At 64.0% G+C, this 18,325-nt stretch carries 14 protein-coding genes and 1 pseudogene; 2 read left to right on the top strand and 13 right to left on the bottom strand.

Annotation, left to right across the window (positions count from 1 at the left end; all coding sequences use genetic code 11):
* Position 1 precedes the first annotated feature (1 nt).
* From HMPREF3067_RS05755 to HMPREF3067_RS05725, 8 genes are all read right to left on the bottom strand, one after another.
* A complete protein-coding gene (locus tag HMPREF3067_RS05755) occupies positions 2-928 on the bottom strand; it encodes a Fic family protein (RefSeq protein WP_246819248.1) in 927 nt (308 codons plus the stop codon).
* A gap of 394 nt (positions 929-1,322) precedes the next feature.
* Entirely contained in the window at positions 1,323-1,466 is a 144-nt protein-coding gene (locus HMPREF3067_RS11355; protein WP_168166950.1) for a hypothetical protein, read from the bottom strand.
* Positions 1,467-1,524: 58 nt separating this feature from the next.
* Positions 1,525-2,283, bottom strand: a complete 759-nt coding sequence (locus HMPREF3067_RS05750; protein ID WP_070768773.1) for an ABC transporter ATP-binding protein — start codon at positions 2,281-2,283, stop codon at positions 1,525-1,527.
* Positions 2,284-2,285: 2 nt separating this feature from the next.
* Positions 2,286-3,392 carry a FecCD family ABC transporter permease gene (locus HMPREF3067_RS05745; RefSeq protein ID WP_210400091.1) on the bottom strand — a complete coding sequence of 369 codons (1,107 nt, stop codon included), beginning with the start codon at positions 3,390-3,392 and terminating at the stop codon, positions 2,286-2,288.
* Positions 3,393-3,407: 15 nt separating this feature from the next.
* Complete coding sequence (locus HMPREF3067_RS05740; protein ID WP_070768805.1) at positions 3,408-4,622, bottom strand: ABC transporter substrate-binding protein; 1,215 nt, start codon at positions 4,620-4,622, stop codon at positions 3,408-3,410.
* Between the two features lie 236 nt (positions 4,623-4,858).
* Entirely contained in the window at positions 4,859-7,711 is a 2,853-nt protein-coding gene (leuS, locus tag HMPREF3067_RS05735; protein WP_070768772.1) for a leucine--tRNA ligase, read from the bottom strand.
* A 212-nt stretch (positions 7,712-7,923) separates the two neighbouring features.
* Entirely contained in the window at positions 7,924-8,055 is a 132-nt protein-coding gene (locus HMPREF3067_RS11610) for a hypothetical protein (protein ID WP_256381268.1), read from the bottom strand.
* Between the two features lie 49 nt (positions 8,056-8,104).
* The gene (locus HMPREF3067_RS05725; RefSeq protein WP_070768770.1) at positions 8,105-9,634 is read right to left on the bottom strand and encodes a purple acid phosphatase family protein; all 1,530 of its coding nucleotides are present in this window, start codon (positions 9,632-9,634) and stop codon (positions 8,105-8,107) included.
* Between the two features lie 339 nt (positions 9,635-9,973).
* Here HMPREF3067_RS05725 and HMPREF3067_RS05720 point away from each other — a divergent pair, with 339 nt between their 5' ends.
* The gene (locus tag HMPREF3067_RS05720; protein ID WP_070768769.1) at positions 9,974-11,662 is read left to right on the top strand and encodes an alkaline phosphatase D family protein; all 1,689 of its coding nucleotides are present in this window, start codon (positions 9,974-9,976) and stop codon (positions 11,660-11,662) included.
* Positions 11,663-11,868: 206 nt separating this feature from the next.
* Positions 11,869-12,015: a hypothetical protein gene (locus HMPREF3067_RS11645; protein ID WP_141759334.1), complete on the top strand. Its 147-nt coding sequence runs from the start codon at positions 11,869-11,871 to the stop codon at positions 12,013-12,015.
* Here the strand turns inward: HMPREF3067_RS11645 and HMPREF3067_RS05715 are convergent.
* From HMPREF3067_RS05715 to HMPREF3067_RS05695, 5 genes and pseudogenes are all read right to left on the bottom strand, one after another.
* Positions 11,984-13,060 carry an ABC transporter ATP-binding protein gene (locus HMPREF3067_RS05715; RefSeq protein ID WP_070768768.1) on the bottom strand — a complete coding sequence of 359 codons (1,077 nt, stop codon included), beginning with the start codon at positions 13,058-13,060 and terminating at the stop codon, positions 11,984-11,986. The genes HMPREF3067_RS11645 and HMPREF3067_RS05715 overlap by 32 nt on opposite strands.
* 6 nt (positions 13,061-13,066) lie before the next feature.
* Positions 13,067-14,668, bottom strand: a complete 1,602-nt coding sequence (locus HMPREF3067_RS05710) for an ABC transporter permease (RefSeq protein WP_070768804.1) — start codon at positions 14,666-14,668, stop codon at positions 13,067-13,069.
* A gap of 85 nt (positions 14,669-14,753) precedes the next feature.
* On the bottom strand, positions 14,754-15,830 hold the full coding sequence (locus HMPREF3067_RS05705) for an ABC transporter substrate-binding protein (protein WP_070768767.1): 1,077 nt from the start codon (positions 15,828-15,830) through the stop codon (positions 14,754-14,756).
* Between the two features lie 162 nt (positions 15,831-15,992).
* Positions 15,993-17,401: pseudogene (locus tag HMPREF3067_RS05700) on the bottom strand (aldehyde dehydrogenase family protein).
* 88 nt (positions 17,402-17,489) lie between these two features.
* On the bottom strand, positions 17,490-18,146 hold the full coding sequence (locus HMPREF3067_RS05695; protein WP_070768766.1) for a flavin reductase family protein: 657 nt from the start codon (positions 18,144-18,146) through the stop codon (positions 17,490-17,492).
* Positions 18,147-18,325 lie beyond the last annotated feature (179 nt).

The raw sequence follows: 18,325 nt of genomic DNA, 5'->3' as shown, positions 1-18,325 counted from the left end.
TCTAGTCCGGCGCGTCGCTGCGGCGGCCCGCCGCCTCCGCGAACTCGTCCAGGACCTCGAGCACCTCCGGCGAGCGCCACGCTCGTGTCCTTTTGTCCAGGTTGGCGGCCACGACGATCCCGTCTTTGGACAGTCGGTCCAGCGCATTGCGGGCGTTAGGCGATGACGTATGTAGCTCTTCGGCTACCGCGCTCGCCGTCAGGACAGGACGCCGCAACAGCAGCGGGAGCACGTCCCAGGCCAGGGCATCTCCGCGTGCGTTAAGCCGGGCTTTCCATTCCCGTTGAATCTCCTGCAGCTGGCGGGCCAACCAGGTGCCCTGCTCAGCCGCCTGGACCGCTGCCTCCGCAAAGAGCTTCACGATGGGCTCCACCTTGCCCTCCCGGTAGTCATCTAGGGCGGCAAAATAGGTTGTCGTCTGCGCCAGCAGTCCGGCCGAGACGGGCAGCGCAGTGCCCCGGGATAGTCCGTGCTTTTTCAACATGACGTGGACGAGCGCCCGGCCGGTACGCCCATTGCCGTCGGCGAAGGGGTGGATGGTCTCAAACTGAGCATGAGCCACTGCCGCATGGGCGAGCGCCGGGATATCCGTGCGAGCCATGAAGGCCTCCAGATCCCCCAGGAGTTCTTTCACCTGGTCTTGGTGGGGAGGGACGTACAGCGCATCACGGGGCGAGTCTTCCCGCCCGCCGATCCATACCGGCTCGGTGCGGAGCTCGCCGGCGATTTCCGGCGCATCCTCACGGAGCAACACCCGGTGCATGGCGCGGATGGCATCCGTACTAGGTGAGTCTTCTTCGATCGCTTCCCGCATCAAGCGGGTATTCGCCACAATGAGTCGAGCGTTAGGGCTCCCAGCGGCGGTAAGCTCCGCCTCCAAAACCTTGCGGGCCGAGGACGTCAGGTTCTCAATCCGGCTGGATGCCATCGACTCCGATCGCAGAAGCAGGGGCGCGAAGGGGACCACGCCATGCGCGTGTACCCCTTCGAATTTCGCGACCGCGATAGTCGCGGCGTCAAGCAACGCCCAGGTAGCAGTATCCAGGGACGGAGTACTTTCCGCGATCCGCGGGACAAGGGCACTGCGGTATTCCCGCACACGCCGCCGCGAGAGTCCTCGGTCTAGCGTCGAGGCCCAAGGACGAGTCTCATACTCCAAGTGCGGCCACGTCATGGCACGAGATTAGCAAAAGATCTTTTCCCTTTCCGAAAAACACGAAAATTTAATTGCGTAAGTTTGTGCTTTTTCTCGAAAGGAACAACTTCGATGAAAACTTTCCCTGTCCCTGCGGGCCAGCCGGTGTCCTCGGTGGAAGGACCGATTAGACGAAGACGATGCTGGTGGCCGGGGTATCCAGGTGGGCAACGGCCGTGGCTTCGGTTGTCTCGGCGTCCACTCGATAGATGGTGCCGTCCGGGGAGGAATAGTCCCCCTCCTGGGTGCCGTTGGAGCGCGAGGTGCCCATCGTGGAGTAGAAAATATATCCTTCGGCCCACGCGATACCGTCGGGCCCGGCGGGAGGCTTAGGCCGACACCGGACAGATGACCGGGGTGCCGGCGTCGTCCAGGATGGTGGCCTCGATGCCGTAGACTTGGGCGATGAGTTCCGGCGTGAGCACCTCGGTCGGGGTGCCGTGGGCCAGGGCCTTGCCGCCCTTGATGACCAGCAGGTCGTCGCAGTAGCGGGCCGCCAGGTTCACGTCGTGGATGGCCACGACGGCCTGGCGCGCGCCGTCGGCTACGGTGCTGCGTACCACCTTGAGCAGCTTGATCTGGTGGCGCAGGTCCAGCGCGGAGGTGGGCTCGTCCAACAACAGGATGTCGGGGTTGCCGACCAAGACCTGCGCCACGCTGACCAGCTGGCGCTGGCCGCCGGACATCTGGGAGACCAGGCGGTCAGCCAGGTAGCTGATGCCGAGCAGCTCCAGCGTGTCGGCGCTGGCCTGCACCGGTTCTACCCCGGGGCGGTGGCTGCGCCGGGCGGTGACCATGAGGCTCTCAAACGCGGTCAGCGAGGCCGTCGCCAGGATGTCCTGGGGCACGTAACCGATAGCGGTGCGCCGTTCTTTCTTGCTCAGCTCGGTCTCGCCCCGGGTCAGGTGCACGCGGCCTCCCGCCGGCTGTTTGAGCCCGGCGATGGTGTTGAGCAGCGTGGACTTGCCGGCGGCGTTCGGGCCCAGCAGGCCGGTCACCCGGCCCTCCTTCAGCGGCCCGAAGGACATGCCATCCAAGATGGTGTGCCTGCCGTAGCGGAAGCTGAGGTTGTCAACAGTGATTGCCATGGCTAGCTCCTTCCCTTCCGCCGTGAGAAGACGAGGAAGACGAAGAAGGGCACGCCCACCAGGGCGGTGATAATGCCAATCGGGATAGCCACCCCGGGCACGATGGAGATGGAGACCGCGTAAGCCACGGTCATCAGGACCGCGCCGGAGGCGACCGAGGCGGGCAGGAAGAAGGCCTGATCCTCGCCCACCAGCATGCGGGCGATGTGTGGCCCCACCAGGCCGATGAAGCCGATGATCCCGGCGAAAGCCACGGCCGCGGCGGCCAGGACCGAGGCGACCACCAGGGTCGCAATCCGCAGGGCCTTGACGTTGACGCCCAACGATGCCGCCCGGTCGTCGCCCAGGCGCAGTGCCGTGAGCTTCCACGCGCTGGCGGCGGCATAGGGCAGGGCAACGAGCAGGACCACGCCGATGATGCCGTTGGAGGTCCAGTTGGCCCGCTGCATGGAGCCCATGGTCCAGAAGACGATCTGCTGCAAGGCTTCCGTGGAGGCGCCGTATTGCATCAGCGACAGCAGGGCCTGGAAGAAGAAGGACAGGGCGATGCCCAGCAGGATCATTACCTCCGCGCTGGCGCCGCGCCACAGGGATGCCGCGGCCACCACGAGAACCGCCAGCAGTGCGGAGACGGAGGTCAGCAGCGCGAGGTTGAACTGCGGGTTGGCCAGGATGGTCCAGCCCATCACGATGGAAAAGGCCGCGCCGAAAGCCGCCGCCGAGGAGATACCCAGGGTGAACGGCTCGGCCAGCGGGTTGTCCAGGATGGTCTGCATGAACGCGCCGGACAGGCCGAGGGCCGCGCCGACCAGCAGGGCCATGACGGAGGCGGGCAGGCGCAGCTGCCAGAGCACCGTGTGGGTGCGCTGATCTACCCCGTCGGAGCCGGTCAGCGCGAGGAAGAGATCACGGATGCCCAAGTCGATGGGGCCGACGACGGTCGCCACGACGAAGGCCACGAAGGCGAGCAAGAACAGCCCGACGATGGCCACCACCTTCCGGCGCCCCCGCGATCGGTAGTCCTTGATAGCCAGTTGCTCTAGCTCCGCGTTCTCCGCGCGCGCCGCGGGCTGAGCCTGACGGAGACGGTCCGGGTCTGTTGCTTGCATTAACGCCATCGCCGGTTATTTATCCCCATTGTGAGCGAAGAAGGCGCCGGAGTAATCGAACGGCAGCCAGTCCTTGTGGAAGTCCTCGAAGTCCTTGGCCGCGTCCATGTCCTCGAACTTATCCGGGTAGAGCCACTTCGCGAAGGCCTCCAGGGCGAAGACGTTGAACGGGTTGTCGTAGAACTGGTGGTAGACGGCGAAGTACTTGTCGTTCTTCGGAGCCTCCAGCAGGTCTAGGCCCGGGGTCTCCAGCGGGCCGTCCAGAGTTTCCTGGGCCTTGTCCGGGCTGGACTGGTAGCCCAGCTGGACGTGGCGAACGTCCGGGGTCTTGTCCGTCTCATCGGACCACTCGCCGCCGGTAACGATGAGGTTCTCCGGCTGCATCTCTATCATCTTTTCCGCGGTCAGGGTGTTGTTCTCGGCCGAGGTGATGTCCTCGCCCAGGTTCTTGGCGTGCAGCGCGTCCAGCAGGGAACCGAAGTTCTTGTCCGCGGAAACTGAGCAGCAGTCCATCATGCCAGCCGCGGTCCAAACTAGCGCCTCCGGACGGTCCTCGTCCTTGACGTCGGCAACACGGTCGGTGATTTCCTTGACCTTGCCCTCGTAGAAGTCGTTGAACTTCTCGGCCTGCTCGGTCTTACCCAGCAGGTCGCCCAGCAGCTTGACGGAGGTGGTGGTGTTTTCCAGCGGCTTCTGGCGGAAGTCGGTGAAGACGTAGGTGACGCCGGCCTTATCCAGATCGTCCAGGAAGCCGGTCTTTTCCGCGCCGTCCTTGTGGTCCAGGGACATGACCACGACATCCGGGTCCTGCGCCAGCAGGTTTTCCACGGTCACGTCGCCCTTGGCGATGTTGCCGATCTCCGGCAGGTCCTTGGCCGCGGGGTTCAGGCCGTAGAGCTTTTCTTCGAACTTTGGCGCGGCCTTGGTCAGGTCCGAACCAAAGGCAACGACGTTTTCGAACGGGTCGTCTTGCAGAATCGAGGTGACGAAGGTGTTGCGGCCTTCCGCCAGGATGATGCGCTCCGGCTGTTCCGCAAACTCGACGGTGCGTCCGGCGGCGTCGTGAACCGTCAGGGCCGAGTTCTCCGCCTTTGTGCCGTCTTGGTTTACTTGCGAAGCCCCATTCGAGCCATTCGACCCGTTGGAGCCGTTATCGGCGGAGTCGCTAGAACAGCCCGCTGCGCCGAAAACCAGCGCAGTCGCCGCTACAGCGGCCAGGATTTTCTTCATGATGTGCTGCAACCCTTTCAGAGAAATAAGCAGGTAAAGAAGGACAGGTTTACCTTAGTCCTCCGATGGCTGGCATCAAAATTCTTTAGGCTACCCTGCCCTAAACAATTCCTCTATAACCCCTCCGAGCGGCCTCAGCGACCATCCCGCAGTGAAATCACCCCACCTCACCGCGGGTTTTCGGGCGGATTACCCCAAAAGGAAGTATCCGCCCGTCCCCGACTTGCCCTGCCCGGCTATTTCACGACGAGGTTGACCATGCGGCCGGGCACGTAGATCTGCTTGACCACGTTCTTGCCGCTGATCAGTTCCGCGATCTTCGTGTCGGCGGAGGCGGCGGCCAAGACGGTGTCCTGGTCGGCATCGGCAGCGACGTGGATGCGGGACTTGACCTTGCCGTTGATCTGGACTGGGACCTCGATCTCGTCGTCCACCAGGTATTTGTCCTCGTAGGCCGGGAAGGGCTCGAAGGTGATGGTCTCTGCGTGGCCGAAGCGGCGCCAGATCTCCTCCGCGATGTGCGGGGCGACCGGGGAGACCATCTGCGCGATGGGCTCGACGGCCTGGCGCGGCGCGCCGTTCGAGTAGGCCTTGGTCAGGTAGTTGACGTACTCGATCAGCTTGGCCACGACGGTGTTCAGACGCAGGTTCTCGTAGTCGTCCCGCACGCCCGCGATGGTGCGGTGCAGGGCCTTCAAGTCGTCCTCGGTCAGGGCGGCATCGGTAGCAGCCAGCTCACCCGTCTCCTCGTTGACGGCTAGGCGCCACAGGCGCTGCAGGAAGCGCTGCGCACCCACGACGTCCTTGGTGGCCCACGGGCGGGAGGTGTCCAGCGGGCCCATCGACATCTCGTAGACGCGCAGCGTGTCCGCGCCGAAGTCGCGGCAGATGTCATCCGGAGCGACGGCATTCTTCAGGGACTTGCCCATCTTGCCGTATTCCTGGTTGACCTCTTCGCCGTTGTAGTAGAACTTGCCGTCCTTCTCTTCAACCTCGGCGGCCGGCACGTAGACGCCGCGGGAATCGGTGTAAGCATAGGCCTGGATATAGCCCTGGTTGAACAGGCGGCGGTACGGCTCCTTGGAGCTGACAAAGCCCAAATCGTAGAGCACCTTGTGCCAGAAACGGGAGTACAACAGGTGCAGCACGGCGTGCTCCACGCCGCCGACGTACAGGTCGACGCCGCCCGGATCATTCGCGCCGTGCTCCTCCGGGCGCGGCCCCGTCCAGTAGCGCTCGTTCTCGAGATCGCAGAACTGTTCGTCGTTGGTCGGATCCACGTAGCGCAGCTGGTACCAGGAGGACCCGGCCCACTGCGGCATGACGTTGGTATCGCGGTAGTAGGTCTGCGGGCCGTCGCCCAAGTCCAGCTCGACCTCGACCCACTCGCGGGCCTTGGCCAGCGGCGGCTGCGGCTCCGAGTTGCGATCCTCCGGATCGAAGGAGACCGGCGCGTAGTCCTCTACCTCCGGCAGCTCGACCGGCAGCATGGACTCCGGCAGGGCGTGGGCGTGGCCGTCCGCGTCGTAGACAATCGGGAAGGGCTCGCCCCAGTAGCGCTGGCGGGCAAACAGCCAGTCGCGCAGCTTGTACTGGATCTTCTCCGCGCCCTTGCCGGTCTCTTCCAGCCAGGCGATGGTGCGGGCGATGGCGGCCTTCTTGTCCAGGCCGTTGAGATCCAGCCCGGCATCGTTAGCCGAATTGACCAGGGTACCGTCCTCGGTCCAGGCCTCGGTGCTGACGTCGCCGCCGCTGACAACCTCCGTGATCGGCAGGCCAAAGGTCTGCGCAAACTCGTAGTCACGGGTGTCGTGGGCCGGGACCGCCATGATGGCGCCGGTGCCGTAGCCGGTCAGGACGTAGTCCGCGATGAAAATCGGGACCTGCTTCCCGGAGACCGGGTTGGTGGCATAGGTACCCAGGAAGACGCCGGTCTTGTCCTTGTTTTCCTGGCGCTCCAGGTCGGACTTCGCGGCGATGTCCTCGCGGTAGGCCTCCACGGCCTCCTTCGGGTCATCGTGGCCGTAGGTCCAGCGCTCATCAATGTCGTCGTCGTAAGGGATGGGAGAGAGCAGATGGTCGACCAGCTCGTGCTCCGGCGCCAGCACCACGTATTCCGCGCCGAACAGGGTGTCCGGGCGGGTGGTGAAGACGGTGATCTCCTGGCCCTCCGCGGTGAAGTTCACGTCCGCGCCCCGGGAGCGGCCGATCCAGTTGCGCTGCATGGATTTGACCTTCTCCGGCCAGTCCAACAGCTCCAAGTCATCGAGCAGCCGGTCCGAGTACGCGGTAATGCGCATCATCCACTGCTTGAGGTTCTTGCGGAAGACCGGGAAGTTACCGCGCTCGGACTTGCCGTCCGCGGTCACCTCCTCGTTGGCCAGCACGGTGCCCAGGCCCGGGCACCAGTTCACCGTGGAATTCGACAGGTAGACCAGGCGGAACTCGTCCACCGCCTCGGCCTTCTCCGCCGCGGTCAGGTCCTCGTAGTAGCGCCCGTCCTTGGTGGTGCGCTTGTTGGCCTCCAGCTCCTGGATCAGCTCCGAAATCGGGCGGGCCTTGCCCTGCTCCTCATCAAACCAAGCGTTGTAAATCTGCAGGAAGATCCACTGCGTCCACTTGTAAAACTCCGGGTCCGTGGTAGCCACACTGCGGCGCGGGTCGTGGCCTAGGCCCAGGGCGCCCAGCTGCCGGCGCATGTTGTCGATATTGGTCATTGTGGTCGTCCGCGGGTGCGTACCCGTCTGGATGGCGTACTGCTCAGCCGGCAGGCCGAAGGCGTCATAACCCAGAGTGTGCAGCACGTTCTTACCCAGCATGCGGTTGTAGCGGGCGAAGGTGTCCGTAGCGATATACCCCAGCGGGTGGCCCACGTGCAGCCCCGCCCCGGAGGGGTAGGGGAACATATCCTGCACGTTGAGCTTTTCCGCCGGCAACTGACCATCCGTAGCCAGGTCGCCGACCGGGTTCGGCGCGGTAAAAGTGCCATTATCTGCCCAGTACTGCTGCCAGGTCTTCTCAATCTGGTTAGCCAGTTCCGGCGTATAGCGGTGCGCGGTAGTATCCGTGGAATCACTCGGGTTAGTCATAGGCACACAGTGTAGTCGCCGCAGGTTAGCGGTGTCAGTTTAGGTTAAGTCGTGGCCAGTTATCTAGGCCCGAATCCTGAAGGAATCTGAGCAAGCCGAAACGCTGTCATCACCATACGGAAACTTTGCCCAATTCTTAGTGACAAAGAGCCGCGCGAACGCTGAACATCTCAGCGCCGCGCAGCTCTTGGCGTGCCGGCTAAGTTTAGGGCCTAGCCAAAGATACGGTCGAAGAAGTTCTTGACCGGCTTCATCATCAGGTGCGGTACATACTTCCAGACGGCCCAGCTGCCCAAGCCGAGCGCACCCAGCACGGCTGCGACCAGGCTAAAGCCCCAGAACACGTTGGAAGAGCCTTGCGAGCTAGCGGAGCTACCGTTGCTGCTGCTCGAGCTACCGGAGCTGGCCATTGCTGCTGCCGCTGCTGCCTTCCTTGTTCGGTTCCTTGCTCGGCTTCGCCGGCTCAGACGGCTTGCTCGGCTCAGTGGACTCTTCCGGTTCGCCCGGCTCGGTGGTCGGCTTTTCAGAAGGCTCGGCCGACGGCTCTTCGGTCGGTTCTGGCTGTTCCTCGCGCGGATCGACCAGGGCGCGGTCGCGGTTCTCTAGGGTGACACGGTCGACGAGCGCACCGGTGGGCTCGTCGTAGGTGGTCAGGCGGAGTTCCTCGCCGGTCACGTCCACCCGCAGATAATCCGGGGTGTAGTCTTGGCGCCAGTAGGCGGTGGAGTCGTGCACCAGTTCCTGCGGGACGTGTTCCATGCGGGCGTTCGGCTGCTTTTCGCCATTGACGTCCTGGAAATCGTAGAACTTGCCGCCGCCGGCGCTGGTGGTGGTCAGGTAGAGGACCTCGTTGTCGTTCGGGGAAAGCTTGTCATTGCGCTTGCCCAGGCCCTCAGAGACCGGCTGATTGCCGTTCATCAGGTGGGTGCGGGTGTAGATGTGGTCGTGGCCCGAGAGGACCACGTCGACGCCGAGCTCAGAGAAGGTATCCGCCAGGCCGTCGCGCAGGCGTCCCACGTCGGTGTCGGTGTAGTGGGTGGCCTGCGAGTACAGGGAGTGGTGCATGCCTACGATTACCCAGTCGTTGAAGGCGCCTCGGTTGTCGATGGTGTCCTTGAGGAAGCGCTTGTGGCGCTCAATGTCGTCCTCTTGGCTTGCGTTGGAGTCCAGATTGATGAAGAGCACGTTGTTGCGCTCAAACCAGGAGTTGCGCAGGTCCGGGGCCTGGTTGGGGTTGATGAAGTGCTCGTCGTAGTCACCGAAAGCAATCGCGGAGGGGTAGCCCTCGTGGTTGCCCGGGATAGCACTGAGCGGAACCTGCCGGATGACATCTGGGCTGAAGAAGCCGTCGTACTGGGCTAGGGGAGCGCCCCAGCCCTCAATCTGGTCGCCCAGGGACCAGATGAGCTGCGAGTCCGGTACGTCACCGATCGCCTTGTTGATCGTCTTGTTCCACTGCTCGGTTTGTTCCTCGATCTTCGCGTCCACGCCGATCTGCGCGTCGCTAATCGTGACAAAGGACCAGTCCTCGCCGTGGGAACCGGTGTTGAACGTGTGCGGGGCGGACCAGCCGCCCTCGTCGGAGCCCACCACGTAGGTGTACTCGGTGTCTTCCGCCAGGCCGGTGGCCGTCGCATAGTTGGACAGGTAGAGGATGCGGCCGGCGTTCTTTTCCTTGGCGTCGAATTCCTTCGCCTGGTCTTCCTGCCCGGTCGGGTAGACCTTGAGCTTTTCCTCGCCTCGGTGGTTGGTGCGCCAGGAGACGATGACGGAGGTTTCATCCGCGCCCGGCTGCAGGACCTGGCGGTAAATCGGGGATTCCTGCGCCTGGGCGGTGGTCGGGACGACGGCGCCGGAGGCAAGAGTGACAGACAAGGCGCAACCAAGCGCCACGAATGAGCGGTTGAGGCAAGCTTTAATCATGGGCTTCTTCCTGGTCAGACGGCCCTACCGCGAAACCGGATGACACTGCAGTTATTCATTGGTGTCGGGAGTGCAGTACCAAGTGATCCGTGCGGCAGACCCAAAAGCAGAGTTGTGGGCGAGTTGTTTTACAGCTTTAGAGCCGAGCGGTCACGAGGAAGAATCTTCGGTCGCCTGCGTAAACCACCCGGCTTGAGCAAAACGTTAGGCACATGGAAACAAATACAGGTAAATGCCATGTTAAAGTCAGATTACTCAGGGAATAACTTCTACTTAAGACTCAACTACCAGCTCTTATTCTCCCAGCGAGCGGCCCGGGACTGGGCTAGTTTGTCAGCCATGAAGACAACCCGTTTCTCTCGCCGCACGGCACTGACCGCCGCCTCGCTCACCGCAGCCGGCATCGCCGCGGCCCCCGCTTTTGCCCAAGACCAGCCGACCTCCCCGTTAGATCTTTATACCCAGGATTCCGGTGCCAGCCTGCCGTTCTTGCACGGGGTGGCCAGCGGCGGCCCGCTGCCGAGCTCCGTGGTGTTATGGACCCGCATTACCCCGGATCGTGACTCGCTGCCCGGCTCCGGATTGGGCGAGCCCACCCGCGTCGACTGGGAGGTGTCCACCAGCCCAGAGTTCGGCGACATCGTCGCCCGCGGCACGGAGACCACCAGCCCGGATAGCGATCACACCATCCACGCCGAGCCGCACGACCTGAGCCCGGCCACCGAGTATTACTACCGCTTCCGCGTTGCCGACGGCCCGCACGCCGGGGCCGAGTCCCTGGTGGGCCGCACCAAGACCGCACCCGCCCACGGGGACAGCCCGGACCAGCTGACCTTCGCCGTGGCATCGTGTGCGAACTACGAGTCCGGCTTCTTCTGCGCCTACCGCGACATGGCCGAGCGCGGCTGGTCCGGCGAGCTCGACCTCGTCGTTTTCCTCGGCGATTACATCTACGAGTACGGCACGGGCGAGTACGTGGGCAAGTCCGGCATCGCCCGCCCGCACCACCCGACGTGGGAGATCACGACCCTCGAGGACTACCGCATGCGCTACGGGCGGTACCGCACCGATGCCCACCTGCAGGCCGCTCACGCCTCCGCCCCGTGGGTCGTAACCTGGGATGACCATGAGTCCGCAAACAACGCCTGGCGCGAGGGTGCGGAAAACCACACCGACGGCTTCGTTGAGGGCCAGTGGGCCAGCCGCCGCGACCAGGCCCTGCAGGCCTACTTCGAGTGGATGCCGCTGCGCAAGGCCGGCACCTCGAAGGAAGGCCACCTCTACCGCAGCTTCCAGTTCGGCGATCTCATGGAGCTGACGCTGATGGATCTGCGCAGCTACCGCGACGCGGAGACCACCGCCGCCAACTTCGCCAGCCCGGACCGCACGATGCTCGGCAGCGAGCAATTCGCCTGGCTGACCGACGTCGTGGAGACCTCCCCGGCGCGCTGGATGGTGCTGGGCAACTCGGTCATGATGTCGCCCATGCGCCTGCTGACCATGCCGGGCAACCGCGAGGCCGAAGAAGCAATCCAGGCGATGAAGGCCTCCCGCTCCGGTATCGCGCTTAACTCCGACCAGTGGGACGGATACACCCACGACCGCGACAAGCTGCTCGAGCTTTTGGGGAAGCGCGGCCGCCACAACTTCTTCGTCACCGGCGATATCCACTCCGAGTGGGCCAACTCCATCTACACCGGCGATAAGGAGGTCGCCTGCGAGATGGTGACCACGTCTATCTCTGCGCCGAACGTCGACGAAATCCTGACCGAATACACCGGCATCTACCACGCGGAGGACAACTCGACCTCGCTGCTAGTGGAAAGCGCCATCAAGGACGCGAACCCCAACGTCAACCACCTCGACTACGACGCCCACGGCTACGCGGTCGCGCAGCTGCGCGCCGACGACGTGGAGATGCGCTACTACCGCGTCTCAGACGTCGAGGACCCCGAGGCGAGCGTCTCCCTGCACACCACCCGCACCTGGCGCGTGGACGGAGGCTTCGACCCCTCGGACGGCGAATAGGCAGTTCACAGGGTTTCGGAAGGGCCGAGACGTACAGCAACCCCACAGGAAACTTTCGGTTTACTGCCCCGGAACCCCCACGGCCTTGGCACCCGGGCGGCTTAGTCTCGAGTTCATGACATCACACAGACTCCGCACGAAAGTGGCCGCCCTCCTGGCTGCCGCCACCCTGACCATCCCGCTCGACCGCCTGGTCCAACTTCCCTGTGACCTTCGTGGAACGCAACGGGCTCAACCTCAACGACCTCAACGATGAGCAGCGCGCCGGGGCGTTGAAAGTGCTCGAAACCCTTTTGTCCGAAAGCACCTATGAGCGGGTCGTCAGGTTGCCGGGTAGACCATCGGCCGGCTGATCTTTAGCCCGATGGCGTCGCCGACCTTGGGGTGGTGCTCAAGGCCCACGCTAGCGCGGAAGGTGTGCCCGGAGCCTGCCTGAGCCGTGACCGAGTAGGCCGTGGTCTCGAAGAGCACGGAGGTCAGCGTGGCATCGACCGCCCCCGGCTGGCCCGGCGCGGTGACCTCCACGGTGCGGGGCAGGATGACGATTTCTACCGCCGTGCCCTCGCGCGGGGCATCGTGTCCCGCTGCCGGAGCTGGCTGCGCCGCCCAGGCGAATTCCTCCCAGCCGGTGCCGAGCGCCTGGCAATCCACCCGGTGCCCGCGCAGGTGCCCATCCAGCACCGTGGCGTCGGAGATAAACCGCGCCACCGCGGGGCTGGCAGGGGAGGAGAGCAGTTCCGGGGCCGTGGCTACCTGCTGGATGCGTCCGTCGGCCAGGACCACAATGCGATCGGCGACCGCCAGGGCCTCAGCGCGGTCGTGGGTGACGTGGACCGCCGTGAGCCCCTGGGTGCGCACCAGGGCCGTTAGATCGCGGCGTAGCTTATCGCGCAGCGGCTCATCGAGGGCCGACAGCGCCTCGTCAAGAAGTAGCACGCTCGGGTTCGCCACCACCGCGCGGGCCAGCGCCACTCGCTGCTGCTGCCCGCCGGAGAGGGTAGAGGGCTTGCGCTTGGTCATGCCCTCCAGCCCGACCATCGCCAGCGCCTCGTGGATACGCTCGCGGCGCTGGGCCGCAGGGACGCCGGCCATCTTCAGCGGGTAGCCCACGTTGTCCGCGACACTCATGTGCGGCCAGACCGCGTGCTGCTGGAAGACCATACCCATGCGGCGCTTCTCCGGGGGCAGTCCCGCCAGATCCTCGCCTGCCACGCGGAGCACGCCCGCAGTGGGGTGCACGAACCCGGCAATCGTGCGCAGCAGCGTGGTCTTGCCCGACCCGGACGGGCCGACAAGCGCGACGAATTCGCCTTCCTCGACCGTTAGGCTCACCGAGTCCAGGCCCCGAGTGCCGTCGGGGAAATCGACGGTCACGTCTTGTAATTCCAGAAATGACACTGTTTCTTATTTTCCTTTCGCGGGAGACCGGGCGGACAGCGCGAGGGCGACGATGCCCACCACGCTAAACAACAGCGACAGCGCCGCCGCCTCGTTATAAGCCCCGGCTTGCTGCAGGTTGAAGACCTGGACGCCCAGGGTGGTGGTGCCCGGCGCGATGAGCAGAATCGACACGGTTAGCTCGCGGACCGCGGTCACCGCCACGAGCACCGCCCCGGAGATGGCGGCGGGGATCGCCATAGCACCCGTCGTAGACAGCAACGCCAGCACCTGCCCGGCGCCGGACATCCGCGCGGCTTCCTCCACGGCCAGGGGAGTGGTCCGCAGGGGAGCCCGCACTGCTTGCAGGACCAGGGCGGTGAAGGCACAGACGTACGCGCCCAGGATGACCCAGATCGTGTTGTAGATGCCGGTGTACCGGCCGAAGATCAGCCAGGCGATGCCCACGATCATGCCGGGCAGTGCCGTCGGCAGGAGCACCACGAGCGTCAAAGCGGTATTTCCCCACAGGCGGGTACGGGTCACCACCAGGCCGACTGCCCAGCCGATGATCCCGCACAAAACGGCGGCACTCAGCGCGAGGAAGAGCGAGTTTTGGAAGCCGTCAATAACCCGCGGGTTAGACACCGCGTTGGTGAAATTGTCCAGGGAGATATTCTCCGTCGTAAACGGCACGCCCGGCGCGGGCAGCAGGGCTCGATACGCCAGCCCCGCCAGCGGGCCCACGGCAATCACCAGCGCCATCAACCACGCGATCACAGTGACCACCGGGCGCAGAGCCCCCAGCCCGAAGTGCGCAGGTTCGCCCGTGGCCTGCAGCGTCGTCGCCGCCCGCAGGGACACAACGTGCTCGGCGATCACCGCGCCGATGCCCAGCAGGAGCAGCACCACGCCCAGCGTGGAGACCACCTGGAGGGGATTCGAGACAGTGCCCGAGTCCATGAAGCGGTACATCATCGTCGCCAGCGTCTCGAAGCCCTGCGGCGAGCCCAAAATGGCCGGGATACCGAAGTCGGCCAGGTTGGAGACCGCGGTCAGCGTAAACGCCGACAGCAACGCGGGCCGCAGCAACGGGAGCGTGACGGTCCAGAAGACCGTAAACGGGCCCGCCCCGGAGACCCGGGCCGCCTGCTCCAGGTCCGCTGGAAGCTCCCGCAGCGCCGCCGCGACGATGATGTAGACCATCGGGTAGGAGTGGACCAGCATCAGGACCGTCACGCCGTCCGCGCCGTAGACATTCCAGACCTCAGTGCCGAAGAGGCGGTTGAGGCCCTGTGCGGGCCCGAACAGCTGCATCCAGGCAATCGCCCCGATAAACGGCGGGACCAGCAGCGGGGAGAGCAACAGCAACCGCAGCCACCGCGTGCCCGCCGCGTCGGTGCGGTCCAGCACCAGCGCCATGGCGGTACCCACGACGACCGCACCCACCGCGGAGAGCAAGGTGGTGAAAAACGAATTCCACGCCGCCTGTCCCAGCCCGCTGTCCAGCAACAAGGGCCACTGGTTGCCACCCAAGGCTAGGGCCACGACCAGAGACAGCGGGATGACGAAAAGACCGGCGACCACGAGCCAGGTGCCGAAACGGGCGAGGGAGACCCCGGACAACAGGGACGTGGCACTGGCGGCCGCGCCGGAAGCCTGCCTAGACTTAGCGCTTAGCTGAGTGTTTCGCGTAAGTGTGCTTGCCAAGGCTCTAGTTCATCGCGTCCTGGAAGACCTTAACCGCCGCATCCTTGTCTTCGGTCACGGTGTCCAGATCCGGAGTCATAAGCTCAATCTCATCCAGGGCCGGGGTGTCCTCCGGCACGCCGACGTCCTCACGGACCGGCAGGTAGGACTGCTCCACCGCCAGCTTCTGGCCTTCCTCGGACAGCAGGAAGTTAATGTACTTCTCGGCGGCCTCCTGCTGCTCACTATCGGCGAAGACGCCGGCCGGCTCCGTGATGTAGGGTGCGCCCTCGCTCGGGTAGGCAGTGGCGATGGGCGAGCCTTGGGCGGCCAGGTCACGGACCAGGTAGTCCACGACAATGCCCACCGGGCGCGAGCCGGAGGCGATCTCCTGGGAGGTGGGGCCGTTAGACTCCGCCACCATCGGGGAGTTTTCGCCCAGCTGGTTGATCCAGTCTTCGCCGAGCTGCTCGTCGTTCTTCCAGACCGAGGCGTTGAAGGCCGCTGCGCCGGAGACAGCCGGGTTCGGCAGAACGATCTTGTCGCGATACTCCGGGTCGACCAAATCGGCCCACGACTGCGGGGCGTCAGCCTCATCGATAACGTCGGTGTTGTAGGCGATCACCGTCGGGATGATGCGGGTGCCAACGTAGTAACCGTCCTCCGAGACTGCCTCATCGATGAGACTGGAGGTGTCCACGTCCTTTAGCTGGCTCAAGTCGTCGCTGGCGACGTATTGGTCGAAGGTGGCGGAGTCCGCCGCCCACAGGACGTCGGCCTCGATACCGCCGGAGGACTTTTCGGATTCGATACGGGCATTCAGGTCGCCCGTACCCGCGCGGTAGACCTCCACGGAGATATCCGGGTGTGCCTTTTCGAACGCCGCGTTGATTTCATCGACCTTGTCCTCCGGCTCGGAGGTGTAGACCGTCAGGGTCGTCTGGTCGCCCTCGGCCGCGGGGTCGCCTCCGCCGTTGCCGTTTTCGGCCGGTTCGGAGCAGGCAGTTAACGCCAGACCCACGGTCGCCACGCCCGCGATAACGGCTGCCGCACGCGGGCGGTGGGAGGGACAGTAGCGGCTAAAGGAACCGGAGAGTTTCATGCGCAAACTCCTTCATACAAGTGATAGAGATAGGGACTTTAGCGTGGGCTCTTTAGCTCAGAGCCTCGACACCATGTCTGACCATCCAAGTCCCCGGAGGTTAATACCAGGTTCTCTCCACGTTGCGTTGCGGTGAATTATCTCCCCGGCCGGTTTCGGCCTTTAGCCGTTGATGATGTGCGGGTAGGCTAGGCCCTTCAGTCCCTCCGCGCCGAATTCCACCCCGTAGCCGGAGGACTTAACGCCGCCGAAGGGCACGCGGGGATCCACCCCGCCGTGGCCGTTGATCCACGTGGTTCCGGCCTCCAGCCGGGCCGCCACGCGGCGCGCACGCTCGCGGTCGCTGGACCAGACTGACGACCCCAGCCCGACATCCAGCTTGTTCGCCTGCTCGATGGCCCACTCCTCGTCCTCATAGGCAATGATCGGCAACACTGGGCCAAACTGCTCTTCCACCACGAGCGCGTTATCCGAGTCGATGTCCCCGATCAACGTGGCGGGGTAGAAGTAGCCTGGCGCGTCGTAGTCCGGCTCGCCGCCGAGCAGCACCGTGGCGCCACCGTTCTTTGCCTCCTTGACCAAGCGGTCGACGATCTCGAATTGCTGCTGGTTCTGCAGCGGACCAAGCACGTTGTCCTCCTCGAGACCAACGCCCATGGGGGAGTTTTTAGCCACCTCAATCAGGGCCGCCACGACGTCGTCGTATTGTGCCGCCGGCACGTAGAGGCGCTTCATCGCCGCACAGGTCTGGCCGGTATTAATGAATGCACCCCAGAAGAGATCGCCGGCGATAGCGTCGATGTTCGCGTCATCCAGGACGACGCCGGCGTCGTTACCGCCCAGCTCCAGCGTCAGGCGCGTCAGGTTGGCCGCGGAGGATTCCACGATCTTGCGACCCGTGGCGGTCGATCCGGTGAACATAATCTTGTCGATCCCGGAGTGCGTCGACATCGCCGCGCCTACTTCACCGTCACCGGTAACCACCTGGAGCACGTCCTTGGGCAGCACTTCGTTGATGATCTTCATCAACGCCAGCACGGATAGCGGCGTGTATTCGGAGGGTTTCACGACGACCGCGTTGCCTATCCGCAGTGCCGGGGCCACCTGCCAGACGGTGATCATCATTGGCCAGTTCCACGGGCCGATAGCTCCCACCACGCCTAGGGGGCGGTAGTGCACCGTGGCCGTGATGTCGTCCTCCACCGCGGTGTAATCCGGGGAGTCGAAGGACGCGGTGGCGCGCAGCCAGGCCGAGCACGCACCGACTTCAAAGCGCGCGTTCGGCCCGTTGAGCGGCTTACCCTGCTCGCGAGAGAGCAGCTCCGCCAGCACCTCCGCGTGTTCCTCGATGGCGTCAGCAGCCTTGAGCAAAAGGTCGCGGGGGCGGCATCCCCTAGTCGGTCGAAGTCTTTCTGCGCTGCGCGAGCCTTATTCACCGCAGTGTCGACGTCATCCACCGTGCCGATGGCCGCGATGCCGACGATCTCTTCGGTCGCCGGATTGATGATTTCGCGCCCCTTGCCCGAGTCGACGTCGGGGAGCAGGTCAGAGTAGTTGTGCACAGTGGTCATGGGAACTCTTTGAAGAGATTCAAAGGGCCAAGATTGATCCCAGTATTGCACAGGTCACAACCGCATGGTTTCACGTGAAACCATGCGGTTAATTGGCGGTACCTTCCAGGCCTTGCCGGGCTTCCGCCGAGGCGCCCGGGACGCGCATCTCGAACTTCTCGCGGACTACCGTGTAGTCGAAGTAGCCCATGCGGGCAATCGGCTCGGCCTTGAGGATGTCGAGCAACCCATCCTCGGTCAGGTAATCGTCATTGATGTGAATCTTCTCGACCCGAGCGAATACGACGTCGATACTGCCCTGGTTGGAGTTCCCCATGAGGCATTGCGTGGACAGGTAGCGGCACTCGAAGTGGACCGGGGATTCCTTGACCATGGGGATGGGGTAGTTGTCCGCGTAAATCTTGGTGACATCGAGGTGGTCCCACTCGCTCTCGTCCATCTCGAGCGCCATGGCAGACTTGTTGACCTCTTCGCGGAGGGGATAGGTGGCCATATTCCAGACAAACCATCCGGTGCGCTCAGCATTAATGACCGTATCCTTGCGGCGCCCGTCGGGGTAGTGGTTCGCGGAGAACATCACCATCGGCGGGTCAAAGGGCAGGTTCTGCCACTGACTGTAAGGCGCGATATTTTCTTGGCCGTCTTCGCTCACCGAGGAGAGCCATCCGATGGGACGAGGCACGGTGCAGCCCTTGAACGGGGAGTGCGGCAGTCCGGAGCTTTCAGTTAATGGGTTAAACTTCATGGAAGAAACCTTCCCTGGTTTGGCGGATGGGGCTAGCCGGTTAACGCAATACTATGCGCACCCGGTGAACCCGGCAAGAACTTTTCGCCCCCGAATGCGAATGTTTCACGTGGAACATTAAGGATCAGAACGAGCTGCGACGCAAATAGAGTCGAGCTGCCCTTCAGCACCAAGATGCA

Origin of the sequence: Corynebacterium sp. HMSC04H06 (assembly GCF_001815935.1) — a bacterium.
In the GTDB taxonomy this organism is placed as follows: Bacteria; Actinomycetota; Actinomycetes; order Mycobacteriales; family Mycobacteriaceae; genus Corynebacterium.
Note: the sequence above shows the minus strand (reverse complement) of the source record. Positions and strands in the feature narration are given on the sequence as shown.